The organism is Sunxiuqinia sp. sy24 (assembly GCF_052677165.1).
Genome location: NZ_JBQYLH010000011.1, coordinates 132,025 through 156,937 on the forward strand (window position 1 = coordinate 132,025; position 24,913 = coordinate 156,937).

General features: G+C 42.6%; 23 protein-coding genes and 1 riboswitch. Of the genes, 22 read left to right on the plus strand and 1 reads right to left on the minus strand.

Annotated elements, in window-relative coordinates; genetic code table 11:
• Nucleotides 1-67: 67 nt before the first annotated feature.
• The 4 genes from ACUNWA_RS11265 to ACUNWA_RS11280 all read left to right on the plus strand — a co-directional run bounded on the left by ACUNWA_RS11265 (nt 68) and on the right by ACUNWA_RS11280 (nt 8,579).
• The gene (locus ACUNWA_RS11265) at nt 68-1,174 is read left to right on the plus strand and encodes a DUF6371 domain-containing protein (RefSeq protein ID WP_445592014.1); all 1,107 of its coding nucleotides are present in this window, start codon (nt 68-70) and stop codon (nt 1,172-1,174) included.
• 895 nt (nt 1,175-2,069) lie between these two features.
• Nucleotides 2,070-4,214 carry a type I restriction-modification system subunit M gene (locus tag ACUNWA_RS11270; RefSeq protein ID WP_445592036.1) on the plus strand — a complete coding sequence of 715 codons (2,145 nt, stop codon included), beginning with the start codon at nt 2,070-2,072 and terminating at the stop codon, nt 4,212-4,214.
• Nucleotides 4,215-4,216: 2 nt separating this feature from the next.
• Complete coding sequence (locus tag ACUNWA_RS11275) at nt 4,217-5,524, plus strand: restriction endonuclease subunit S (RefSeq protein WP_445592015.1); 1,308 nt, start codon at nt 4,217-4,219, stop codon at nt 5,522-5,524.
• Nucleotides 5,511-8,579, plus strand: coding sequence for a type I restriction endonuclease subunit R (locus ACUNWA_RS11280; RefSeq protein WP_445592016.1), 3,069 nt, complete (start codon nt 5,511-5,513; stop codon nt 8,577-8,579). Before ACUNWA_RS11275 ends, ACUNWA_RS11280 begins: the two co-directional genes overlap by 14 nt.
• A gap of 181 nt (nt 8,580-8,760) precedes the next feature.
• On the opposite strand, the gene ACUNWA_RS11285 is transcribed toward ACUNWA_RS11280, so the two are convergent.
• The gene (locus ACUNWA_RS11285) at nt 8,761-9,063 is read right to left on the minus strand and encodes a hypothetical protein (protein WP_445592017.1); all 303 of its coding nucleotides are present in this window, start codon (nt 9,061-9,063) and stop codon (nt 8,761-8,763) included.
• A 1,040-nt stretch (nt 9,064-10,103) separates the two neighbouring features.
• Nucleotides 10,104-10,316: riboswitch (cobalamin riboswitch) on the plus strand.
• A gap of 138 nt (nt 10,317-10,454) precedes the next feature.
• Between ACUNWA_RS11285 and ACUNWA_RS11290 the strand changes: the two genes are divergently transcribed.
• The 18 genes from ACUNWA_RS11290 to ACUNWA_RS11375 all read left to right on the plus strand — a co-directional run bounded on the left by ACUNWA_RS11290 (nt 10,455) and on the right by ACUNWA_RS11375 (nt 24,851).
• Nucleotides 10,455-10,823: a sirohydrochlorin chelatase gene (locus ACUNWA_RS11290; RefSeq protein ID WP_445592018.1), complete on the plus strand. Its 369-nt coding sequence runs from the start codon at nt 10,455-10,457 to the stop codon at nt 10,821-10,823.
• On the plus strand, nt 10,823-11,575 hold the full coding sequence (locus ACUNWA_RS11295; protein ID WP_445592019.1) for an energy-coupling factor ABC transporter permease: 753 nt from the start codon (nt 10,823-10,825) through the stop codon (nt 11,573-11,575). Before ACUNWA_RS11290 ends, ACUNWA_RS11295 begins: the two co-directional genes overlap by 1 nt.
• Nucleotides 11,544-11,819, plus strand: a complete 276-nt coding sequence (locus ACUNWA_RS11300; protein WP_445592020.1) for an energy-coupling factor ABC transporter substrate-binding protein — start codon at nt 11,544-11,546, stop codon at nt 11,817-11,819. The genes ACUNWA_RS11295 and ACUNWA_RS11300 overlap by 32 nt, the downstream gene beginning before the upstream one ends.
• Nucleotides 11,819-12,589: an energy-coupling factor transporter transmembrane component T family protein gene (locus ACUNWA_RS11305; protein WP_445592021.1), complete on the plus strand. Its 771-nt coding sequence runs from the start codon at nt 11,819-11,821 to the stop codon at nt 12,587-12,589. Before ACUNWA_RS11300 ends, ACUNWA_RS11305 begins: the two co-directional genes overlap by 1 nt.
• Nucleotides 12,579-13,421, plus strand: a complete 843-nt coding sequence (locus ACUNWA_RS11310; protein WP_445592022.1) for an energy-coupling factor ABC transporter ATP-binding protein — start codon at nt 12,579-12,581, stop codon at nt 13,419-13,421. The genes ACUNWA_RS11305 and ACUNWA_RS11310 overlap by 11 nt, the downstream gene beginning before the upstream one ends.
• Nucleotides 13,406-14,752: a cobyrinate a,c-diamide synthase gene (locus ACUNWA_RS11315; protein WP_445592023.1), complete on the plus strand. Its 1,347-nt coding sequence runs from the start codon at nt 13,406-13,408 to the stop codon at nt 14,750-14,752. Before ACUNWA_RS11310 ends, ACUNWA_RS11315 begins: the two co-directional genes overlap by 16 nt.
• Nucleotides 14,731-15,372, plus strand: a complete 642-nt coding sequence (locus ACUNWA_RS11320) for a precorrin-8X methylmutase (protein ID WP_445592024.1) — start codon at nt 14,731-14,733, stop codon at nt 15,370-15,372. Before ACUNWA_RS11315 ends, ACUNWA_RS11320 begins: the two co-directional genes overlap by 22 nt.
• 12 nt (nt 15,373-15,384) lie before the next feature.
• Nucleotides 15,385-16,479: a cobalt-precorrin-5B (C(1))-methyltransferase CbiD gene (gene cbiD, locus ACUNWA_RS11325; RefSeq protein WP_445592025.1), complete on the plus strand. Its 1,095-nt coding sequence runs from the start codon at nt 15,385-15,387 to the stop codon at nt 16,477-16,479.
• Complete coding sequence (gene cbiE, locus ACUNWA_RS11330) at nt 16,469-17,107, plus strand: precorrin-6y C5,15-methyltransferase (decarboxylating) subunit CbiE (RefSeq protein ID WP_445592026.1); 639 nt, start codon at nt 16,469-16,471, stop codon at nt 17,105-17,107. Before cbiD ends, cbiE begins: the two co-directional genes overlap by 11 nt.
• A gap of 17 nt (nt 17,108-17,124) precedes the next feature.
• Nucleotides 17,125-17,691, plus strand: coding sequence for a precorrin-6Y C5,15-methyltransferase (decarboxylating) subunit CbiT (gene cbiT / locus ACUNWA_RS11335; protein ID WP_445592027.1), 567 nt, complete (start codon nt 17,125-17,127; stop codon nt 17,689-17,691).
• Nucleotides 17,688-18,401: a precorrin-2 C(20)-methyltransferase gene (gene cobI, locus ACUNWA_RS11340; RefSeq protein ID WP_445592028.1), complete on the plus strand. Its 714-nt coding sequence runs from the start codon at nt 17,688-17,690 to the stop codon at nt 18,399-18,401. Before cbiT ends, cobI begins: the two co-directional genes overlap by 4 nt.
• Complete coding sequence (cobM, locus tag ACUNWA_RS11345) at nt 18,389-19,162, plus strand: precorrin-4 C(11)-methyltransferase (RefSeq protein WP_445592029.1); 774 nt, start codon at nt 18,389-18,391, stop codon at nt 19,160-19,162. Before cobI ends, cobM begins: the two co-directional genes overlap by 13 nt.
• A gap of 9 nt (nt 19,163-19,171) precedes the next feature.
• Nucleotides 19,172-20,206 carry a cobalt-precorrin 5A hydrolase gene (gene cbiG / locus ACUNWA_RS11350; RefSeq protein WP_445592030.1) on the plus strand — a complete coding sequence of 345 codons (1,035 nt, stop codon included), beginning with the start codon at nt 19,172-19,174 and terminating at the stop codon, nt 20,204-20,206.
• Nucleotides 20,191-20,925 (plus strand): precorrin-3B C(17)-methyltransferase, encoded by a 735-nt coding sequence (gene cobJ, locus ACUNWA_RS11355; RefSeq protein ID WP_445592031.1) that lies wholly within the window; start codon nt 20,191-20,193, stop codon nt 20,923-20,925. The genes cbiG and cobJ overlap by 16 nt, the downstream gene beginning before the upstream one ends.
• Entirely contained in the window at nt 20,922-21,680 is a 759-nt protein-coding gene (gene cobK, locus ACUNWA_RS11360) for a precorrin-6A reductase (protein WP_445592032.1), read from the plus strand. Before cobJ ends, cobK begins: the two co-directional genes overlap by 4 nt.
• Entirely contained in the window at nt 21,677-22,726 is a 1,050-nt protein-coding gene (locus tag ACUNWA_RS11365) for a pyridoxal phosphate-dependent aminotransferase (RefSeq protein WP_445592033.1), read from the plus strand. The genes cobK and ACUNWA_RS11365 overlap by 4 nt, the downstream gene beginning before the upstream one ends.
• Complete coding sequence (cobA, locus tag ACUNWA_RS11370) at nt 22,702-23,874, plus strand: uroporphyrinogen-III C-methyltransferase (RefSeq protein ID WP_445592034.1); 1,173 nt, start codon at nt 22,702-22,704, stop codon at nt 23,872-23,874. Before ACUNWA_RS11365 ends, cobA begins: the two co-directional genes overlap by 25 nt.
• Nucleotides 23,875-24,233: 359 nt before the next feature.
• Nucleotides 24,234-24,851, plus strand: coding sequence for a DEAD/DEAH box helicase (locus ACUNWA_RS11375; protein WP_445592035.1), 618 nt, complete (start codon nt 24,234-24,236; stop codon nt 24,849-24,851).
• The last annotated feature ends 62 nt before the right edge of the window (nt 24,852-24,913 follow it).

Here is a 24,913-nt window from a genome sequence, read left to right on the forward strand (position 1 = left end):
TGAATAACCCCACTTAGTGCACATAGTCAGGAAGTTAAAGCAAGTTGTTGAAATAACAAAGAATGCCATGAATAACTATAAATACCAACTTGAAACCTACTCCGGAAAACGAAGCCGGCATACTTGTCCTCTGTGTGGGAAAAGTGCATCTTTTGTTCGCTACATTGACTCTTATTCAGGCAACTACATTGCGGAGATGGTAGGGAGGTGCAACCGTGAGCATAAATGCGGTTACCATTATACACCTAAGCAATATTTTGCCGACCACGGTCTTTACGGTTCGCAAGATATCAAGCTTAAAACACCTGCAGAATCACCTATCCGCCTGGCTTCTCAGATTGAGTTTAAGCAGCTTGAAATGAGCTTGAAAAAATACGATCAAAACAACCTTGTAATCTTTTTGAACAAACTTTTGGGAAATTGTGCAGCTAACCAGCTTGTGGCAAAATACTATATTGGAACTTCAACACATTGGAACGGAGCTACGGTATTCTGGCAAGTCGATATCAATGGAAAAATAAGAACAGGAAAAGTAATGCTCTATGACTCAGAATCCGGGAAACGAGTTAAAGTACCATATAACCATATTACTTGGGCGCACAACCTACTGACTGGAAGCAACTATCATCTAAATCAGTGCTTCTTTGGAGAACACTTACTCCGAAATAATTCAAAAACCGTGGTTATTGTTGAGTCAGAAAAGACTGCAGTTATTGCCTGTTACTTTTTTCCTGAATTTATATGGCTGGCTTCAGGTGGTTCAAGCAATCTAAATATTGAAAAGTTCAAGGTTTTAGCAGGACGAAAAGTTGTACTATATCCTGACCTGGATAACTATACCCAATGGGCATCGAAGGCTAAAAGCCTACAAAATGAGGTTCAGGTATCGGTATCACGTTTATTGAATTCAATAGCCTCTCCCCTGGAAAAAGAAAAAGGTCTTGATCTGGCAGACTACTTAATTAACTACCACCTCACATGCATTAAAAATGAATCACCCAAAACAATAAACACAGAACGGCTCTTAGAGGTGGCATTAAAAGTGATTGGACAAAACAATCATGTACACAGAAGTCTAATACCTCATATTGAGGAAATGATCAAGCAAAAAATAATCTCCAAAGCCCTCCCGTTAACCGACTACTTCTATCTGGCTGAATCCTTCCCATTCTAATTCTTTTAAATAGCCTCATATAATGGCATTTTTGCCATTTTAAAGTCTAGCCTGATACTTTTGTCGCTCATGAAAAGTTTTTGGGTAAATCATCAATTTATACTTCTAAAATCAGGAAATAGAAGACTCTCTGCTTATCCTGAAAAGAAAAACAATATGTTTTGACTTTAATTTGATGTGCCCCAATTATAGAATGTCTTAATGGTTGATTTTTTCTTAGTGTTATTCAGAAAACAATCCTATTTCAAACTAGATTTATAGGAACTTGTTTTTAGGCTGAAATAGCTTTTTATCACAGATTAGAAGCTGGATTTCATTTTTTTATTGTGTGCATGCAAAAATAATTATGAAATTTGAAGCAATTTTTCCTTGAAAACTTTGACAAAAAAGTGACTATATTAGTTATATAATAGTTATTTAATAATAATGAAAACGCCACAGAAAATTTTAGCTCCACCTCAAACACGGAGAAAAGAAGACCAAATAAATTCAGAATAAAATAGAAACGAATATGAAATCAAAACCCATAACTATCTCTGCTGTATGGATTCTACTCTAACTCCCCCATTGAAAGCACCTGGTGTAATTCCCCCCAAATAGATGCATTTGTGCTTATTGGGCAAAATTAGAGCTATGCACCTTAGATTTTCAGTAGCCTTTAGAATGAAACTAAATTACCTTATCTGGAATAATTATACGGTTGAATTGCATACTTTGCAGGATTTTCAAAACAACACTCATAATAATTAATATTGAGTGGAAAAGGTTGTTATGACCCGAAAACTCATAGGCATCCCAACTTAGGCCAATCGGCTGACATTGTGGTGTGCATCAAAATAAGCAAAAAGAAATGACTCAAAACACACACTCCGAATAAGTCGGACTTATATGGAATATTGCCAATAAATTAAGAGGACCTTATCGCCCCCCCCAATACAGGAGAGTAATGCTGCCAATGATTGTTTTACGCAGGCTTGATTGCGTACTTGAGCCTACTCATGAAGCAGTAGTAAAAAAGTATGAGCAATTATTAGCTCAAGGTCAGCCCGAAAAAGCGATTGTAAAAATATTAGGCAAGACTGCTTCAGGTGACCGAAAACATCCTTTGTACAACACAAGTAAATATACCTTCAAAAAATTATTGGCTGACCCTGACAATATTTCGCGTAACCTGGTTACCTACATCAATGGATTCTCCCCCAAGGCCAAGGAAATTTTCGAAAAGTTCAAGTTTGAAGAAGAAATTACCAAGCTTGATGATGCGAACCGGCTTTACATGATTATAAAGGAGTTTGTGCAAACCGAGGATGGCAAATCTGTTGATTTACATCCCGACCGTGTCACGAACCTACAGATGGGTTATGTGTTTGAAGAGTTGGTGCGTAAGTTTAACGAACAAGCCAATGAGGAAGCTGGAGACCACTTTACACCGCGTGAAGTGATTCGCTTAATGGCCAATCTGATTTATACCGATGAAGAAGATGTGTACAAACCTGGTATTATCCGCACCATCTATGACCCTACTTGTGGTACCGGTGGTATGTTGTCCGTTTCTGAAGAACATATCCGCAAAGAAAATACCAATGCCCACTTAATTCTCTATGGTCAGGAGTACAATGGTGAATCGTATGCAATTTGCTGTTCCGACTTGCTGATTAAAGATGAACCTTTAGACAACATTACCTATGGCGATACACTAGGTGATGGCAAAACAGGAGATGGTCATCCGGATAAAAAGTTTCATTATATGATGGCTAATCCACCTTTTGGAGTGGAATGGAAGCCGCAAAAAGATACTGTTGAGAAGGAGTACAAGAGTTTTGGTTTTACAGGGCGCTTTGGTCCTGGATTACCACGCATAAACGATGGAGCATTATTGTTTTTGCTGCACATGATTTCTAAAATGCATCCAAGTCCGGAGTTTGGTGGTGATGGTTCAAAAATTGCCATTGTTTTTAATGGGTCACCGTTGTTTACTGGTGATGCCGGTTCGGGTGAAAGCAATATCCGTCGTTGGATTATCGAAAATGACATGCTTGATGCCGTGGTAGCTTTGCCTAACCAGTTGTTTTACAATACAGGTATATTCACTTATATCTGGCTGGTAAGCAATAAAAAGACACCTGAGCGCAAAGGTAAAGTTCAGTTGATTGATGCCACCAAACATTACCAGAAGATGAGTAAAAGTTTGGGGGATAAGCGTAACCTGATGTCAGACGACCATATTCAGGAAATTACACGCCTCTATGGTGAGAATGGACACGATTCGGTTTCTAAGTTCCTGTGTGAAGGAAAAGGGCAGGAAAAAGTAGCTTCCAAGGTGTTTGATAACCGTGAGTTTGGTTACCTGAAAATGACCGTTGAACGGCCTTTACGCTTAAACTTCCGGGTAAATGATGAACGCATTGCCAAACTGCATGATGAACCTGCCTTTAAAGGGCTTGCAGAATCTAAAAAACGCAAGAACAAAGAAGAAATTGACAAAGAAATAGCCGAAGGTAAAACCTTCCAACAAGCCATTCTTGAAATGCTTGAAGGCATGAAAAGTGATGAGCTGATAATGGACCGAGCTATCTTTTTAAAGTCACTGAAGAAAGCAATAAAGGCAGCCGGTTTAAAATTAGATGCCCCAGTACAAAAAGCCATTCTCTCTGCCTTATCAGAAAAAGACCCCAAAGCTGAAATTTGCCGCGATGCTAAAGGCAACCCTGAACCTGATGCCGATTTGCGAGATACCGAATTGGTACCTTTGCCAAATGATATCATGTTGCCTTTGCCATTTGATTACGACAAGAAAGCGAAAAATACGGATTTGTTAGAGTTGGTAGAGGAGCACTGCGAAGCTTATCTAAAAAAAGAAGTATTGCCACATGTGCCTGATGCCTGGATTGACCATAAAAAGACCAAAGTGGGTTACGAAATACCACTCAACCGACATTTCTATGTGTATGAGCCACCGCGTGAATTAAATAAGATTGAATCGGATATAGAACACGTGGAAAATGAGATTTTAGGAATGCTTAAAGCCTTAAAGTTATAATCATGAAAACTTACGAAATCTATTCGAATACAGATATTTCATGGATTGGTAGAATTCCTAAAGGCTGGACTGTTCGTAAATTTGGTCATGTGTCATATATGAAAGGACGGATTGGTTGGCAGGGATTAAAGCAATCGGAATTTAATAATAATCCAGAAGACCCCTTTCTAATAACTGGTATGAACTTTAAGGATGGTGTAATTAGGTGGGATGAAGTTTATCATATTTCACATGAAAGGTATAACGAAGCCCCTGAAATTCAACTTAAAGAAAATGACTTGTTATTTACAAAAGATGGAACAATTGGAAAACTTCTTTATGTTGATAAAATACCTGCACCAAATAAAGCATCTCTGAACAGTCATTTACTTGTTTTAAGACCATTTGATGAATATTACGATACAAGGTATATGTATTACCAATTGGCAGGTAAGCATTTCAAATTCTATATTGACCTTGTAAAAACAGGAACAACTTTCTTTGGGATTTCTCAAGAGGCAATGAGTCAATGCAAGCTCATATTTCCTCCGAAAAAAGAACAAATCCAAATCGCCTCTTTCCTCGACAGAAAAACGGCACAGATTGATAAGCTTATAAACGAAAAAGAAGAGCTATTGAAACTATTGGCCGAAAAACGCACAGCCATTATTACCCAGGCCGTAACCAAAGGGCTTCATCCGGATGCGGAAATGAAAGATTCGGGTATTGATTGGTTGGGGCAGATTCCGAAGCATTGGGAGGTAATACCTCTAAAATATCAACTAAAATCTTTAAACAGAAGAAGAATACCATTGAGTGCCGAAGAAAGGAGTAAAATGTCAAAAGAGTTCCCTTATTATGGAGCCTCGGGCATTATAGATTATGTGGAAGATTATATTTTTGATGAAGACCTAATACTTATAGCGGAAGATGGAGCAAATCTATTGAGCAGATCAACACCTTTGGCTTTTATTGCAACAGGTAAATACTGGGTAAATAATCATGCTCATATTTTGTCATCTGCCCCTGAAACATTCGATTATTGGTCTAATCTATTATGTATTATAGATTATACTCCGTGGATAACAGGTGCAGCACAGCCTAAGTTAACAAAAGAGAACCTTGGGGGTATTCCGCTACCAAAACCACCGCAAGAAGAACAACTACAAATATCTGATTTCATAAATAGAGAACTCATCAAATATGACCCTTTAATCGAAAAAGCAAAATTGAGCATTAATCAACTCAAAGAATACCGTGGAGCTTTAATCACTGCAGCTGTAACAGGCCAAATAGATGTAAGAAAGGAGGTAATTGATGAGCATCCATAAAGAAATAGAATTTGAAAAAGCAATAGAAAGGCATCTGATTGATAAGGGTGGGTATGTTAAAGGCAACCCCAATACTTATGATATTGAAAAAGCGCTTTTCCCATGTGATGTTGTAGATTTTATATCCAAAACACAAGAGCAAAAATGGAAAGCTTTGCAACAACTGTTGGGTAACCAGGCTGAAGAGACTCTGATTAACGACCTTTGTAAGCAATTGGCATTAAAAGGCGCATTGCACGTGTTGCGCCATGGTTTTAAATGCTTTGGAAAAAAGTTTCGCCTTGCGTTTTTTACACCCAATAGCAAATTAAATGAACAGGCCTGGGAAGATTATAAAAACAACATTCTTACCATTACGCGCCAGGTTCATTTCAGTCCTAAAAATCCAAATCTTTCGCTCGATGTTGTTTTGTCCTTAAATGGGTTGCCGGTGGTTACCATGGAGCTGAAAAATCACCTAACAGGCCAATCCATTGATAACGCCATCCATCAATATAAGGTTGACCGGCAACCAACTGAACCTATCTTTAAATTTAAGGAACGTGCATTGGTGCATTTTGCAGTCGATACTGATTTGGCATCAATGACTACCCGATTAGCAGGAAAGGATACGTTCTTTTTGCCATTTAACAAGGGATTTAATAATGGAGCCGGTAATCCTCCCAATGAGGATAATTACAAAACAGGCTATTTGTGGGAAGAAGTATTAGTAAAAGATTCTTTGTTAGATATCCTGGCGCGTTTCATGCACCTTCAGGTAAGTGAAACCAAAACAGTAACTAAGAAGGGCATTATCCGAAAAACGAAGGAAACCATGATTTTCCCTCGCTATCATCAGTTGGATGCCGTGAGGGATTTGGTTGGTAGTGCTAAACAGAAAGGTTCAGGGCATAACTACTTAATACAGCATTCTGCCGGTTCCGGCAAGTCCAATTCCATTGCCTGGTTAGCACACCGATTGTCAAGTTTGCACAATGAACAGGATGAAAAAGTATTTGATTCAGTCATTGTTATTACCGATCGCCGAGTTCTCGACCAACAGTTGCAAGATACCATCTATCAGTTTGAGCACAAACAAGGTGTGGTTCAAAAGATAGATGAGAATACGCAGCAGTTGGCTAAGTCACTTTCAGGAGGAGTGCCCATCATTATTTCTACCATTCAGAAGTTCCCATTCATTGCGCAAGCCATCGAAACCTTGGAGAAAAAGGGAGAGCAGGTTAAAATAGATACTGCCGGTAAACGTTTTGCAGTTATTATTGACGAGGCGCATAGTTCGCAGTCCGGTGAAACTGCCATGGAATTGCGCAAGGTCTTAAATAAAGAAGGCATTCAGGCAGCCATTGCTGAACAACTATTGGACATGGACGAAGATGATCTATCTGATGAAGCAAAAGAAGCCTTATTGAGAGAGATGTTAAAGCGCCCGCAGCAAAAGAACATCAGTTACTTTGCCTTTACTGCTACACCAAAATTTAAAACGCTTGCTGTTTTTAATGAACCAGGTAAAAACGGAAAAGCACCTTTCCATGATTACAGCATGAAGCAAGCCATTCAGGAAGGCTTCATTATGGATGTATTGGAGAATTACACGACCTATAAAAGATACACAGGGCTTTTAAAGAATATCAAAAACGACCCGGAAGTACCTAAAAAGAAAGCAGCTCTGGCCTTAACCCGTTTTATTGATTTGCATCCGCATAACATCTCGCAAAAAGTAGAAATCATTGTGGAGCACTTTATCAACTCAACGAAGCATTTATTAGGGGGAAGAGCGAAAGCAATGGTTGTTACGAAGTCGCGTTTACAGGCCGTAAAGTATAAGCTAGCTTTCGATGAATACATTAAAGAGCATCAGGAAAAAGAAAAGCATCTGCCTTTAAACGAAAAAAGGTATACCGGCATAAAATCATTAGTCGCTTTTTCAGGTTCAGTAGCTGACCCGGATAATTCAGATATATCCTACACTGAAACAAGTATGAATAATGGGATTAAAGAATCCGAATTGCCCGAAAAATTTGATACCGATGAGTACCAGGTCTTGTTAGTCGCCGAAAAGTATCAAACTGGTTTTGATCAACCCTTATTGCATACTATGTATGTCGATAAACGATTATCGGGTATCCAGGCCGTTCAAACCTTATCTCGATTAAACCGCATTGCCCCAGGTAAAGAAAGTACCTTTGTGTTAGACTTTGTGAACGAGCGCGAGGAGATTTTTAATTCATTCAAACAGTATTATACTGTTACCGAAAAAGGAGATGATGCCGATCCTCATACATTATACCGCTTACAACATGCGTTGCAAGAATATCAGATATATACAGATGACGAAATCACGGCATTTTGCAATGTATGGTACAAAAATCGTCAGGAGCCAACACCAGGAGACCATAAAAAAATAAATAGTGTCTTAGATTTAGCTGTAGAGCGTTTTAAAGGCTTGTATGAAGAGGAACAGGAAGAGTTTAAAGGGAAATTAATAAGCTTTAGACATCTATATGGTTTTCTATCACAGATAATTCCGTATCAGGATTCCGACTTGGAGAAACTCTATACTTACTTGAAATTTTTGCATTCAAAATTACCCAAACGGCAGACCGGCAAATATGAACTTGAAGATGAAGTTGTTCTGAAATATTATCGACTACAGAAGATAAGTGAAGGAAGTATTAATCTTGAGGCAGGTGAAGCAGAGCCCGTTTATGGTCCTGATGAAGTTGGAACAGGTAAAGGGCAGGATGAGCATGTGCAGTTATCAACTTTAGTAAACAAGCTCAATGAACGCTTCGGAACTGAATTTACCTTAGCTGACCAATTGTTTTTCGACCAGGTAATTGAAACTGCTTTGGAAGATTTTAAAATTAAGGAAGCAGCCGAAGTAAACACCTATGAAAACTTTATGCAGTTTTTCGGTAAGATGTTAGAAGGGCTATTCATTGACCGAATGGAAGGTAACGAAGAAATCTTCACCAGGTTAATGAATGACGATGATATGATGAAAGTAGCGGCTCAGCATGTTGGTAAGGATGTTTATAATCGGGTAAGGAAGTAATTCTGTTTTTTTGAATAAAAGAAGATTCAAAGACGTGAATCACCTTGGTACAAAAATAGCAGCATCTTAGAAATGCTGCTTATACCCTATCTTGTCGAAACAGGGATAATAGAAGGTACTCTACCCTGTTCAACACGCTCATAAGCATTCTATTCCCAATTTACAGGGGAAAATCATTGATTTAAGTTGACTGAGCTAAACTCTCTTGAGTTGCTTTTGTATTAAGTTCCGCCAGTTCCTTTTCGAGTTCCGCTATTTTAATCTCTTTTTCAAGGCGATGGATTTTCGCATCGTTTGGAAAAAGCAGCCCCCAAGAATAATTGAAAAACAATATAAACGGGAAGATAAAAGCAGCCCAATAGTTTAATATTTTTCCGAGTGGCCAACCAATCGGCATTTCAAAGAAAAATTTAGAATAAATGATATACCAAACAATAATGCCGATCATCGAAATAATTGTCGTTACTAAGTGTAATATTTTCATGGCCTATTGGATTTAGAAATGCTTGCATTTATTTTATTCAACTCAGCTTTTAATTTAACCGATCTGATTTTACTTTTCAGCTTATAAATCTTAAGATCAAGGTGGAGAGAAGCTAGTTTGTATGAACTAAAAATTACACATAGCGCAACAAAGATTCCGATGAATTCTATTGTGTCGAACCAACCATGATAATACAAGATTGCCAGCATGTCAAAAAACAAGAATACAGCCAACAAAACAGACAAATACCTTATTAGCTTGATCATCTTACTCATAACTATTTGATTTAATAGAAAAAAGATACGGAAAAATCCCAAATAGATAAGTATTTTCAGTTGCTTTATATAGCCCTCTTCAATGGCCTCAATAATCAGAAGGAAGATAATTTGTCTGTAAAAAGATGCATGGTAACACCTAGTAGGTCGACTTCGGGTAATCATCAACTAGAGAAAATTGCTTTCGAAGTCCCACCCCCTACTTTAGCTCGATCTTGAGTTTCATAAAGATAGGCATGGCCCTTGGCATTGAAACAGGCCGACAGCCGAGAACCGGTCAGAATGTTGCTTTCTTATCGAATATTAATCAACCTTTTTAAATTTTAGGACAATGGAAACAAAAAAGATCCCTTTAACAGAGGAACAAGTTTTAGCCATGCAGTAAATAAAAGCAATGCAAAAGGCCGCTTTCGGAATTGCCGAAGCTTCAAAAGTTACCAAAATTCCAATTTCCGAACTAACCGAAGTTTTAAACTACATGGCACTAAACCATTTAAACCGCATTCGGGAAATACCGCTACCAAAACAGACCGAGAGTTAATCCCGGCTTTGTGAAAAATGTGAAGAATGTGAAGCCGTGAAAACATCTTTTTTTTACGGTACATTCTTCTAAAGTAGATTGAAATAGAAAACGAATCTAAATTGTCAGGCTGTTCACTCAAATAGTCTCTATTCCTCAGATAGATAAGAAAAAATCAGCTATTCAGATCTTTTTTTGAACAATAAATTTCCACCATTGGCATACTGTTGTAAATCGATTTTTATCTATTTTTGCTACCAGTTGGTGGATTTCTCTTTATCAGGAGAAACCTTAATATGGGAATCCGGTGCTTCTGCAACAGAAAATTCCGGAGCTGTACCCGCAGCTGTAAGTCCATAATCAGTTTTTGAGAACACTTTTGCCACTGTTTGGTTTTCCAAACGGGAAGGCCTCAAAAAAGGACGAGCCAGAAGACCTGCCAATTGTGAATTACAATGCTTTCGGGAATAAAGGCGAATGGACACCAACTTTTGGCATTCATTTACAAACTTTCTTTTTCTGGTTTCGAAACAGTTTTCGTAGCTATTTTCCGGGCATTGCGTTTGATGAGTTTAATAATTTTAATAAACAGAAAAATGCAAAAGCAAGCGGTTATTATTGTTGGCCATGGTAGTAAATCAAATCAGGCAGTTGAAGATTTCAATTTCATTGTAAAATTGCTGAAAGAGAAATTGAATGAGCGAACTGTATACGGAGCTCACATGGAGCTAGCATCACCTTCGCTGGAAGAAGTTGTTGGCGAAATTGCTCATTCAGATATCAATAAAGTACTTGTTATACCCTACTTTCTGTTCAACGGAAATCATATCAAAGAAGATATTCCGGAAATTCTGGCACAACTGAAAGAAAAATACCCCCATTTAGATTTTCATTTTGGCAAACCAATTGGCCGCGAACCATTGATGGCTGAAATCATGTACCGAAAAGTGCAGGAGATTGCCTAATGACAAAGAAAAAGCTTGCCTATCTGGGGATCAGCCTTTTGTTTCCGGGTGTTGCTAACAGCATGCATATTGCCGAGGGATTTTTACCGGTTTCGTGGTGCATGGGTTGGTGGATCGTTTACCTGGCTGTTTTAGTTGCCGGCTTCTCCCGGCTAAAGACGACGATTGAAGCTCATCCGAATGCCAAATTGCTTTTTGCGGCAGTAGGCGCTTATGTATTCATATTAAGCTCATTGAAGTTGCCGTCCATCGCCGGAAGCAGTTCTCACTTAACAGGTATTGCTCTGGGAGCATTGTTATTTGGTGCATCGAGTATGTCGGTAATCGGATTGATCGTGCTGCTGTTTCAGGCACTTCTGCTTGCCCATGGTGGTTTAACAACATTAGGGGCCAATGGTTTCTCAATGGCGGTTTGCGGCGCTTTTTCGGCTGTTTGGGCTTATCGTTTTCTGAAAGGAGTAAAAGCACCGCAATGGCTGGCTGTTGGCGGAGCTTCATTCGTTTCGAACCTGGTTATTTATAGTTGCACCTCAGCCCAACTGGCTGCAGCCTTTGCTGATTCTACCGCAACTTTTGGTAGCAACCTAATTAGGTTTCTATCCATTTTTGCAGTAACGCAGCTCCCCCTGGCCTTTATTGAAGCCATTTTTACTGTTTTGGCATTTCGTTACATACAGCGAACAAGTAAAGCAGAAATTGAACAACTCAATCCGAATCTTTATGAAACGAAAAACAATCATATATCTGCTTAGCGGCTGTCTGCTGGTATTGCTGATCCAGTTTTTTGCCACCGAGCTGTTCCCCGGTTTTACGGGAACTGACGATCAGTCCGTTGAGCTAATTGAGCAAATAGCGCCAAAGTACCAGCCCTGGGCCAATCATTTACTTGAGTTTGATCAGCCCTGGGCCGAGCCTGTACTGTTTGCACTTCAGGCAATAATTGGCCTCAGTGTAATTAGTTATTTCATTTGGAAGCAAAGCAAAAAGAAAGTTTAATGTGGATTACTGAAATCTATAAACACGATCATCGTTTGAGCGAGCTGTCGCCAACGATTCGGGCCTTATACTGGGCTCCGGCTATGGTTTTAACATTGGTTTCGGACTCATTTTACTTTAATTTTACGATGTTCCTGATGGTTAACCTGTGCCTGCTGTATGTCAGTCGGATTCGCTTATCAAATTTGGCTCGTCTGTATCGGATTCCGATCGTCTTTATTCTGGTCGGAAGTATGGCGATTGCCCTGGAGATTCCGTCAACTAAAGCATTCGTCTCTTTTGGCAAGCTGTCGATTGGCTTTTCATCTCACGGAATACAACTGTCATCCTTACTGGTAAGTAGAAGTTTAGCGCTAATCAGCATCATGTATTTTATGGTTCTAACCAACACTATATCTGAGCTTGCAGAGCTAATGCGAAAGTTTAGGATTCCCGCCTTGCTGATCGATTTATTCGTCATCACTTTTAAGTTTATTGAAAACCTACGGAACACCGGTGTTGAAATGCATCGGGCTCAAAAATGCCGCCTGGGATATTCCCAAAAGATGAAGCGCATTCCACTTTTTGCCGGCTTAATGGCAGCGGTATTTCATCAATCTATGAAAAACGCCAGGCAGCTCGAAACGGCCATGCAGGCGCGTTGTGCCGGAGAAAACTATTGTTTCTTGCAAGAAGAAAGACCTTTTGCGATCTCTCAGTTACTAATACCAGTTGGTCTGGCATCGATGTTGGTCTTTCTGCTTCTAATTTGCGGCAATTATGGTTGGTAGTCTGATTGAATTAAAAGTAGCAAGCTATCGCTACCCCTCTGGTAAACAAGCAATAGCCGAAGTTGATCTTGCACTTCCTGAAGGCAAAAAAATTGCGTTGATGGGTGCCAATGGCGCCGGAAAATCAACGCTTCTGCTTTTGTTGAATGGAATTTACAAACCCACGAATGGTGAACTCCACTATCGGGGAAAACAATACCGCTACAACCGGAAAGCTTTGCAGGAGTTGCGGCAAAAGGTGGGCATTGTATTTCAGGAAAGCGATAACCAGTTGGTGGCTCCATCGGTTTACGAGGAAGTAGCTTTCGGTCTTAGCAATCTGTTTTCAGATAAAAAATGGATTCGGGAACAAGTTGAAAAGTACCTCGACCATTTCGATCTACTGGAATTGAAACATCATTCGCCCCATCAGTTAAGCTCTGGCCAAAAGAAACGGATATGCCTGGCATCAGTTTTAGCCATGGAGCCAGAATTGATTATTTGTGACGAGCCAGCCTCAAATCTAGATCCGCAAAGTTCTCGTGCCACCTTTGAATTACTCGATGCCCAAAATAAAAAAGGGAAAACACTGCTCATCTCAACGCACGACGTGAATCAGGCCTACGTTTGGGCCGACCTGGTAATTCTGCTGAAAGAAGGTGCGGTACTCAGTATAGGATCACCCAAACAGGTGTTTAGCGATGCTGAAACATTGGCGGAAGCAGGATTGGAACAACCCTTATTGGTCAAGCTAGCCCGAATGCATCAACCAGATATGAAAGCCAAAGAGCTTCCTGAAAATGAAGCCGAATTAGTAAACAGACTAACAAAAAAATTATGCACGGATTTATAATAGCTGGCACAAACAGTGGATGCGGAAAGACAACAGTCACCATTGGACTGATGGCTTTACTGCAATCAAAAGGAGTGCAGGTTGCACCTTTTAAAACCGGTCCCGACTATATCGATCCGGCCTTTCACCGACGCGTAACCGGAGTGCCATCGTACAACCTCGATAGCTTTTTATTGAATGATAATTGCTTGCAACACCTGTTCCACACGCACACTGCTGACAGCGATATTGCTGTGGTTGAAGGTGTCATGGGCATGTACGATGGGTTGGGAAAAGAGGGCTCAGGTTCAACCTGGCAAATGGCGCAAAAACTGAAATTGCCTGTCGTTCTTGTGGTCAACTGTAAAGGACTTTACCAATCGGTCATCGCAATCATTAAAGGATTTGCCGAACTAAAAAATCCGTCCTATGTGCGAGGCGTGATCTTGAATCACGTGTCATCCAAAGCACGGTTTGAATTTCTCCAAACACTTATCGAAGAGGAAACAGGCATTGCCTGCATTGGCTACCTGCCTACCCGAAAAGAAATCGGGCTGGAAAGTCGTCATTTGGGTTTGATACAGGCCAATGAGGTTGATACGCTTCCCCGTAAAGTAAATCTTCTTCGGCAAACAATGGAAGAAACCATCGATATTTCAACATTGTTAAAAGTTACCGAAATCGGGCAACCTTCACCTGTTGCAATTGATCTTCCGGATCTGGATTTATCCGACCTGCACATTGGAGTGGCCCACGATAAAGCATTCAGCTTTTATTATCAGGATAATTTGGAGTTATTGGAAACGCTGGGAGCCACATTGTATTATTTCAGCCCATTGTACGACTCTTGTCTTCCTTCCGCCTGCAACTGCTTATACCTCGGTGGGGGTTATCCTGAAGTATTCTCCGCAGAACTACAGCAGAACAGAGCTTTGATGCAGGAAATCAAGCAAAAAATCGAATCGGGCCTGAGTGTTTATGCAGAGTGCGGCGGATTAATGTATCTGACAGACAGCATCATTTCGCTGGAAAATGAAGAAACGCCCATGTGTGGAGTTTTTAATGTTTCGGTACAAATGACTACCCGGCTACAACGTTTTGGTTATGCGCAAATCAACTATGCCAACACAGTTACGCCCTGTCATGAATTTCACCGGTCTCAACTGGTTCAAAAGAAAACACACAAGAACTACACAGAAACTTATCATCTGAGCAAACCCAACAGATCCGTTGAATGGGAATGTGGTCTTAGTCGCGAGAATTGCCTCGCAGCCTATGTCCACGTGCACTTTTACTCCAATTTCGAATTTCTAAAAGCAATTAGTACACTATGGAAAAAAGCAACTACGTGAATTTAAATCCAATGGGAATTGAAAGCGACAGCATGGAGATTATTTCCAGGGAGCTTTCGCACCTTCAGATACCGGAGCAATACGACTCCATCGTGAAGCGGGTTATTCACACCACTGCCGATTTTGAGTATGCACAGCTGTTCGAAGCCCACCCTGATGCAGTTGAACTCGGCAAAAAGGCTTTGCTGCAATCCTGCCGGATTTATGCGGATACCAGCATGATCGTAGCCGGAGTAAGTAAGCCTTCATTACAAAAACTGGGTTGCGAGCTGCAATGCTTTGTGCACGATGAAGAAGTTGTTACAGAAGCCAAAGCACAAGGAATTACCCGTTCCATTTGCGGGATCAACAAGGCCGTTCAAGACGATCGCTTTCGCATTTTTATAATCGGAAACGCGCCTACAGCACTCGTTCGGTTATGCGAGTTGTATGCCGAAGGTAAAATTAACCCCGACCTCGTGATAGGTGTTCCGGTAGGTTTTGTGGGCGCAGCCGAATCCAAGCAAATGCTGAAGGAATCCGGACTTCCCTATCTCTTGATTCGTGGCCGGAAAGGCGGCAGTACCGTAGGCGTTGCCATGCTGAATGCCATTTTGTACGAAATGATAAAACGAAATTAGCGAAAGCCGGAGATGTCAGAACAACGAACATTGCGAAACGGATTAACCACAGGGACCTGTGCTGCGGCGGTAGCTAAAGCTGCTGCCTGGATGCTGGTGCATCAGGAAAGCATACACGAGGTTGGCGTAAAACTGCCCAATAAGGATGAAGTTTGGCTCGAAATTGAAAAAGCTTCGTTTTCACCAGAAGAAGGATTTGCTTCAACAATAAAAGATGCCGGCGATGATCCGGACATCACCCATGGTGCGGAGATCGTTGCGCGGGTAAGGACTGGTTCTCACAGCGGTGTTAAAATTATTGGTGGACAAGGTGTAGGCACGGTGACCAAACCGGGGTTAGCCATTGCACCCGGCCAGGCAGCCATCAACCCCGTCCCCTTAAAAATGATTCAAGAATCAGTTGCTGAAGTATTGCCTCCCGATATGGCTGTGACTGTTGAAATCAGCATCCCGAAAGGCGAAGAACTTGCCCGTAAAACCTTCAACCCAAGCTTGGGTATTGTTGGTGGTTTATCGGTGCTTGGCACCACCGGAATTGTCCGTCCCATGTCTGAAGAAGCTTTGAAAGACTCGCTGGTTCTGAAGCTGGATCAACTAAAAGCATTGGGTTGGAACAAAGCCATTTTCAGCCCGGGAAATTACAGCACCGCATTTTCGAGCGCGAACCTGCCGATTAGCGAAGCGCAGGTTGTTATCACCAGCAACTACATCGGTTTTATGCTGGAACAGGCGGTTGCCCTAGGTTTTAAGCAACTCGTATTGATTGGCCATTTGGGCAAATTGGTGAAACTGGCTGGCGGCATTTTTCAAACGCATAGCAAGGTAGCTGATGCCCGTAACGAAATTCTGGCAGCGCACTATTTTCAATTCAGCAAAAAGCAGGAAGCCTTTTCAAAAATCATGAATGCTAACACAACCGAAGAGGCACTCGATTTTATAGACGACGACAAATTTTGGCCAGCATTCTCAGAAAGAATCAAAGAACGTGCAGAACAACGTGTATTTGGAGAGCTGACTGTCGAAGTCATTTTACTCTCGCAGAAACAAGGCCTCTTGGGCTGCACAACGCAAGCTATGAATCAATTAAACAAGTGGAATGATGAGTAAAACGAAGGAACTGTGTATTTGCGGAATTGGCCCGGGGCATCCGGATTACATTCTCCCGGTTGTTCATCTGGAGGTGAAAGCAGTAGACCTGCTTGTTGGTGCGCGCCGCCAACTGGAAGCTTTTAAAAGCTATGGCAAACCCGAATTACTGTTCACAGGAAAATTGGAACAGTTAAAACAGGATTTAGCCAATCGCAATGAAGCGAAAATAGTCGTATTGGTTTCGGGTGACACCGGTTTCCACTCACTCCGTCGGTTTCTGCAACAAACTATAACTGACCGGACTATTCGCTGCGTACCGGGTATCAGCTCCTTTCAGTATTTATATGCCAAGCTTGGTCTGGGTTATGAGAATGCCTTCAAAACATCTTTACACGGAACAACGACCGACTTTATAACGAAACTACAAACATACGAATCGATTTTCCTACTTACCGATCGTCAGAATAGCTGGAAAACAATTGCCGGAATGCTGGTGGACGAAGGTTACGGCAAGGCAACCATGCATATTGGTAACCGCCTCTCCTATCCCGATGAGCAAATTATAACGACAACGGCAGAGGAAGTGCTTAACGAAGAATTCACCTTCTCGCTGTGTGCCGTCATTATTGAAAGAGTAACAAATTAAAAACCGATGCAATAAACATGAAAGATTCATCATTTATACGCGGCTCCGTGCCCATGACCAAAGAAGAGGTCAGAACGCTGGTATTAAGCAAACTGGAACTTCAGCCCAACGATCGGTTTATGGATATTGGTGCCGGCACCGGTTCAGTTTCCATTGAAGCAGCGCTTCGGCTAACCGAAGGACAAGTGATTGCCCTGGAGCGAAAACCGGAGGCGGTTGAGCTGATCAAACTCAATGCAGAAAAACATGGTGTTGTCAATCTCGAAATCATTGAAACTGAAGCTCCACTTGGCATGGAAAAGCTGGAAACTATCAACAAATATTTCATTGGTGGCAGCGGTGGCCAACTGGAACAGATTCTCGATTTAGTCGATAGGAAAGCTCCTGCAGACAGCATCATCGTTTTAACAGCAATTGTTATCGACACCATGTTGCGGGCGTATAACTATTTCAAAAGCAAAGGATGGTCGTTTGAGCTGAGCCAGATTGCAATTAGCAAAGTCGATACGCAATCGGCTGTGGCCATGTTGAAAGCCCAAAATCCGATCTTCCTGTTTACAGCGACAAAAACAAAATCAATATGAATACAACCAACGGAACTCTTTACGGAATTGGCTTAGGGCCGGGTGATCCGGATTTGCTCACCCTTAAAGCGGTGAAAGTGTTACAAACCGCCGACCTGATCTGTGTGCCCAATTCGAAAGGCCAGACCAGTACTGCACTGGAAATTGTCAGGCCACACTTGTCGTCCAAAGCCAGCACATTGGCTATGGGATTTTCCATGTCTCCGAACCTGGACACACGCCGGGCAGCACGCCGCGAAAATGCAGAGCTGATTCAGGAATACCTGCGTAAAGGCCAAAATGTAGCTTTTCTTACTTTGGGTGATCCCATGCTCTATAGTACTTACAGCTATATTCTCGATTATTTGCCCTCTGAATTTGAGGTGGAAACCGTGCCGGGCATTTACTCTTTTTCAGCCATCAGCAGTTTGCTTTCGCAGCCATTGGTGAAGGGTGATGATAAGCTCGCAGTGATTTCCTCTTTCGACGAAGTGGCAAAAACAATCATCCGGTCAACTGAAGCTGTGGTTTGCATGAAAGTTTCAGCCTATCACCAGGAGCTTTTCAAGTACTTGTCGGAGCAAAACGACTACCAATTCACAATGATGACCGATGCCGGGAAACCAAGTCAAAAGTGCTATACAGACATCACTATTTTAAAGGAAAAGGTCCCCTATTTTTCAACGGCCATCCTACTTAAAAACTCAAACGAAAAACCATGTCAGAAGTAATTTTTATAGGTGCAGGGCCGGGCGATCCGGAACTCATCACCATTAAGGGGCAAAAGGCAGTCCGCAACGCCGATGTTATTATTTACGCCGGTTCTCTGGTTCCCGAGGCTGTGATTGAGGATCGCAGAGCCGACGCCAAAGTGTTCAACAGCGCCACAATGGACCTGAAAAGCATCATCGATACCATGCGCAAAGCAACCGAAAAAGGCCAAACAGTAGCCCGGGTACATACCGGCGACCCATCGATCTACGGAAGTATTCGCGAGCAAATTGAAGAACTTGACAAACTTGATATTCCGCATCGGGTCATTCCCGGAGTTAGCTCTTTTGTGGCTTCGGCTGCAACCCTACAACGTGAATTTACGGTTCCGGGTATTTCGCAAACCGTTATTTGCACCCGTATGGAGGGTCGAACGCCTGTGCCCGAACTCGAGAAGATTGAATTGCTGGCCAGTCACCGTGCTTCCATGTCTATTTTTTTGTCGGTAGGCATGATCTCGAAATTGGTTGAAAAACTAACAAAGCATTATCCATTGCAAACGCCTGTGGCCGTCATTCAGCGCGCCAGCTGGCCCGATCAGAAGATCGTGCAAGGTATGCTGGCCGACATTGCACAAAAGGTGAAAGAGGAAAAAATTACCAAAACGGCCATGATTTTGGTGGGCGATTTTTTGGGTGACGAATTTGAAAATTCGCTGCTCTATGCCTCTCATTTCACACACGAGTACCGCAAAGGAAAGCAAGACGACATTTCTAATTAACGCATGCAAATGAAGCAGTCAGTAGTCATCATATCCATCAGTTTACAGGGCAATCAACTGGCCAGGGAAATCAAACAACATTTTCCGGAAGCCGATTGCTTTACGCTAGCCAAATGGAAAGCCGCTGGTTTTCGTCCGATAGAAGGAAAGCTCAGTCAGTTTTGCCAGCAACTGTTTCATAATTACGATAGTTTGATCTTCATTATGGCTACCGGAATCGTGGTTCGTAGCATTGCACCCTGGATTCAGGATAAATCAAGCGATCCGGCAGTGGTCGTGCTCGACGATGCTGGCAAACACGCGATTAGCCTGCTGAGCGGCCATCTGGGTGGAGCCAATGAACTGACAACTCGTATTGGCCGCTTAATTGAAGCCAATCCGGTTATCACGACCGCCTCCGATGTCAACCAATTACCATCAGTAGATATGTTGGCCCGGCACGCCGGGCTGGTTATCGCTTCGATGGAAAATGCCAAACTGGTAACAGCCTGCTTTGTGAATCGACAGGCGGTTGAACTTTGTGATGCGGGAAACTGGTTGGGAGTACTTGAACTTCCGGCATGTCAAGGTGAACCACATGCACGGATCATCGTCTCCAACCGATCGATTATTCCCGCTGATTTACCCGCTGTGCAACTTATTCCACCAAACATTTATTTGGGCATTGGCTGCAAAAAGAACAGCTCTCCTGAACAACTTTGGGCTTTTATCAACCAACAGATGGAGCAGTTGCAACTGGACAAACGCAGTATTACAGCGGTTTGCTCTATCGACATTAAAAGCTCAGAACGGGCAATTCTGGAAGCGGCGAAAAAACTGAACTGCAAAACAAAATTTTACGAAGCCTCGACATTAAAAACTGTCGAGCACCTGTTTGAAGGCTCCGATTTTGTAAAAAAAATTACCGGCGTTACATCGGTGAGCAGCACCGCTGCCTACCTAGCTGGTGGAAAAAACGGAAATTTTTTGGTTCAAAAAGCCAAACAAACAGGAATGACATTATCCGTATTCGAAACAAAACCATATCAATGCAAGGAAAAATAATACTGGTGGGCACTGGCCCCGGAGATAAGGACTACATTTGTCCGCGAGCCCTGCAGGTGCTTGAACAGAGCGATATTATTGCTGGCTATAAAACCTACATCGAGTTGATTAAATCGCTTTTCCCCGACAAACAATATGTATCGTCGGGCATGAAAAAAGAGGTTGATCGATGTGTGGAAGTGCTGGAACTGGCCGAAGCCGGCAATGTGGTGAGCCTGATTAGCAGCGGTGATGCAGGGATTTACGGTATGGCGGGAATTATGCTAGAGATTGTAGCTGAGCGCCAATCCGAAGTATCGGTCGACATTATTCCTGGTATTAGTGCGGCCACATCGGCAGCTTCACTTCTAGGAGCGCCTTTAATGAACGATTTTGTAACCCTTAGTTTAAGCGACCTGTTAACGCCCTGGGAACTAATTCAGAAGCGAATTCGGGCAGCCGGAGAAGGTGATTTTGCTGTTGCCTTGTACAACCCACGTAGCAAAACCCGCATTAAACAGCTGGATACCGCCATCGACATTTTGCTGGAATATCAGAAGCCGGAAACACCGGTGGGAATCGTCAAACAAGCCATGCGCGAGGGGCAACAAGTGGTACTAACCACGCTGGGCGAACTCAAAAATGCCGATGTTGACATGCTAACGACCGTAATTATCGGAAACTCGCAAACGCAAGTCATTAACGGAAAAATGGTTACTATTCGGGGATATCGCTTATGATTTGGATTATCGGAGGGACAAGTGATGCCAACAAGCTTGCTGAGCGTTTTCGGTGCGAAGGCCATCAAGTGCTGATTAGCACAACCACGGCTTATGGTGCACAACTGGCGGCGCTGCAACACTGTGAGGTCATTGAGCGACAACTGAGTGAAAACGAAATGGAGCAACTACTGATTGAGAAAGCCAGTTCCGTGGTAGTTGATGCCAGTCACCCTTTTGCAGAGCTTGTTTCAACCCAGGCGATGACTGTTTGCGAACGACTACAACGCCCATATCTGCGATATGAACGGAAACAGCTTCAGGTGCCCGGAGCCAACTATTATCCCGACTACGATGAATTGATTGAATCCCTAAAGCAAACCAACGGCAACATTCTGCTAACAATTGGCTCGAAGAATGTGCATCGCTTTTGCCCGGAGCTGAGCGAGCGAATTATTGCCCGTGTTCTGGCGGTAAGCAAAAGCCTGGACGAATGCCAGGCTGCCGGGCTGCAGGCTCACCAGCTCATCGCCATGAAGGGACGCATGCGCCTGGAAACCAACCGGGCTTTGATGCAGGAATACGAGATTACGCAACTGGTCACAAAAGAATCGGGCGAAGCAGGCGGGCTACCCGAAAAATGCCAGGCAGCACAGGAACTTGGCATCGTGGTGCACATCTTATCCCGCCCCCGGCTATATTATCCGCTTGTTTTTTCGGATATGGAGGAGCTTGTGCAACAACTGAATGAAACAGTGAAAGCAATACAAACATGATAAACGGACACGGTAACAACATTCAAGGATTACAACACCTGCTGAAAGCCGATTTCAGCACCAATGTTTTTGATAATCCGCAAACCGGCAACTTGTTGGATTTCCTGCAAACGCAGCTGCGGGCCATTCGTAATTACCCGGATCCCGAGTGCCGGATTTTACGCGGAAAGCTGGCTGATAAATTCAACTTAAGTCCCGGCTGTATTATGGTAACGAATGGCTCTACCGAGGCTTTTTACCTGCTGGCCCATGCCTTTCAGAATCAATGCTCGGCTATTCGCACACCGGCTTTTGCCGAGTACGAAGATGCCTGCACGCTCTACAATCATCAAATTTTGTTTGTTGAAGATCTGAACGAACTCAACAACATCAAGCCGTCTGTTTTGGTGTGGATTGGCAACCCGAATAATCCCGATGGTCGTTACCTTAGGCCGCGACAACTGGTTGCTTTCCTGGAACAAAACCCCAAGCGCCTTTTGGTGGTTGACGAAGCTTACATCGATCTTTGCGAGGCGGCAGAAAGCATGGCTTCCCTGGTTGGTCAGTATCAAAATCTGGTGGTGATCAAATCCTTCACCAAACTGTTTGCCATTCCGGGAATCCGGATCGGTTATCTGCTTGCTAATCCGCAAATTATTAAAAAGCTTCAGGCTTGCCACATGCCTTGGGCTGTGAATGCTCTGGCTTTGAAGGCCGGTGAGTATATTCTGGATCTGCCAGAAAAGCCCACAGATGCGCTAGTCCATCGATTGCAAGAGTCAAAACGCATGCAAGCGGAACTGGCACAGGTAGAGGGACTCCGTGTATTCCCCTCGCCCACCAATTATTTTCTATGCGAGTTGCAGCAGGCCACGGCGGCCGAGTTAAAAACGCAGCTGTTGGAGCAGCATGGATTTCTGATACGGGATGCTTCTAATTTCCGCGGTTTAAGGCCTGGCCACTTCCGGGTTGCCGCACAAAACAAAACATTAAATAACGAATTTATACCCGCTCTAAAGGCGGGCATTAATGCCATACAACCATGTCTTTCTTACCCATCTCATTAAACCTGGCCGGTAAAAAAATCGGCTTGATTGGCGGCGGCCAGGTAGCTGCTCAAAAACTCAAAAGCTTAGTTCGCTACAGTTCCAACATTTGCGTGGTAGCTCCCGATATAGCAACCGAAATTGAAGCGAACCCGGCTGTTCAATGCATTCGTAAAATCTATCAGCCAAAACATATCAATGGGCTTTTTCTGGTATTTGCCTGCACCGATTCGCCCGAAGTGAATGCCCAAATTCAGGCCGATTGCGAGTCGCGTGGTATATTGTGCAACCGCACAGATGATGCAGCGGTGTCCGGCTTTCATTCTTCAGCTTTGATTGAAACCGACGACTTTATGGCTGCCATAAACTCGAAAAACAAAGAGGTGAAGAAAACAGTTCTGCTTTCGCAGGAAATTGAGCACTTTATACGCGAACGAGAGCAGCTGCTTAAAGAGAAAGAGCAGTTGGCCGGCAAGGTGTATTTGGTTGGTTTTGGCCCGGGAAACCCCAACCTACTGAGCCGACGCGGCGAACAACTTTTGTTTCAGGCCGACATCATTTTCTACGACGACCTGCTCGATCACGAGTTCCTGGCGCGCTACCGGGGCGAAAAACATTATGTGGGTAAGCGCCGGGGAAATCATAGCAAGGAACAGCACGAAATTAACGAGGTGTTGTACCAGGCGGCTCAAAGCGGCAAAATGGTTGTCCGCCTCAAGGGTGGCGACCCGCTCATTTTTGGCCGAGGCAGCGAAGAGCGTTTCTATTTGGAGGAACGTGGCATCCTCGTGGAATTTGTACCGGGAATCAGCTCTGCCATAGCTGCTGCTTCATTAGCCAACATTCCGCTAACCCACCGCGGTATTGCCTCGTCGGTGAGTTTTGGAACAGCGCACGGCAAGAGTAGCTACAAGATTCCCAATTCTGATACAGCCGTTTACTACATGGGCGCTTCGCATATGCACGAAATTGCCACCAACTACCTCGAGCAGGGTTACCCGGACGACTACCCGGTTGGATTGGTGTACAAAGCCAGCTTTCCCGATCAGGAAGTTACCCGAACCACAATAGGCCGGCTTTCACGCAAAGAAATAGTGGCTAAAAGTCCGGTTATTGGTATTTTCGGTAATACGGTTAATTATTGCGAAATTCTAAAAACAAAAAAATGAAGAGCTGGAAGATCCAAAATTGATTAGTTCATTTTGCATCTTTTTCACACTTCGACCATCGTAAATAGCGGCCGGTTAAACAGTTGCAAATCCTGTATCGGAAAGTCAAATGAACCGCTACCTGATTTTGTGCCAATTTTATATTTTTCATACCTTAAAATGCACCCTATTTGTACCTTTTATCTTTAGGCCTATATATAAAGGGAAGTTACTTTTCGTGTCGAAGTGAATCAAACAACTACCCTATTTTGCGGAGTTTTGTATATTTGAGGACGTTTTTGGCTCCTATTTGTATCTCAAATGCCAAAATATCTATAAACATTGAATAATTACTTTCTGTATCTGAAAATGAAACTAAAATGAAACTAAAAAAACTATATCCAGAACTAGTCTCAGGCATTATTGATCAAGCTTTTGATAAAGAGCCTAAAGAAATTCAGACAACTTGTATTCCTAAAATTAAGTCGGGGGCAGACCTGCTTGTGTTTGCGCCAGAAGGATCTGGAAAATCAACAACAATTGTCATGGGCGTAATTCAACAGCTTAAAGAAGCCCTTGAGGAAGCACCTCGAGCTATTGTAATGGTTGAAAACAAAGAAAAAGCCTTCGAGCTAGAAGAGCAGTTCAAAATTCTTGGAAAACATACCAACCTACGCACATTTACCGTCTTTGACCAGGGAAGTTTGTTATATCAAAAAGACACGATTTATGAAGGGCTAGATATTTTGATCGGAACTCCCAAACGAATTAACGAACTTTTAAGTAATACCGGAATACCTTGTACTAACCTTAAACTATTGGTGGTTGACGATGCGGAAACGATCTTTCCAAATCGTCATCATCCTGTTGTATATCGTATTTCTGATGGTTCAATAAAAATTCAGTGCTTATTATTTGCAAACAAGCGGCACGAGAAATTTGATGACCTTTTAGAACGTATTGAGAAAAAATGGGAAATTATTGTAAGCATTCGGTAAACCCCGTCTTGTTTCATGTAAAATTAGCATCCTGCTTTCAAAGTTTCTCTTAAATGTTCGGA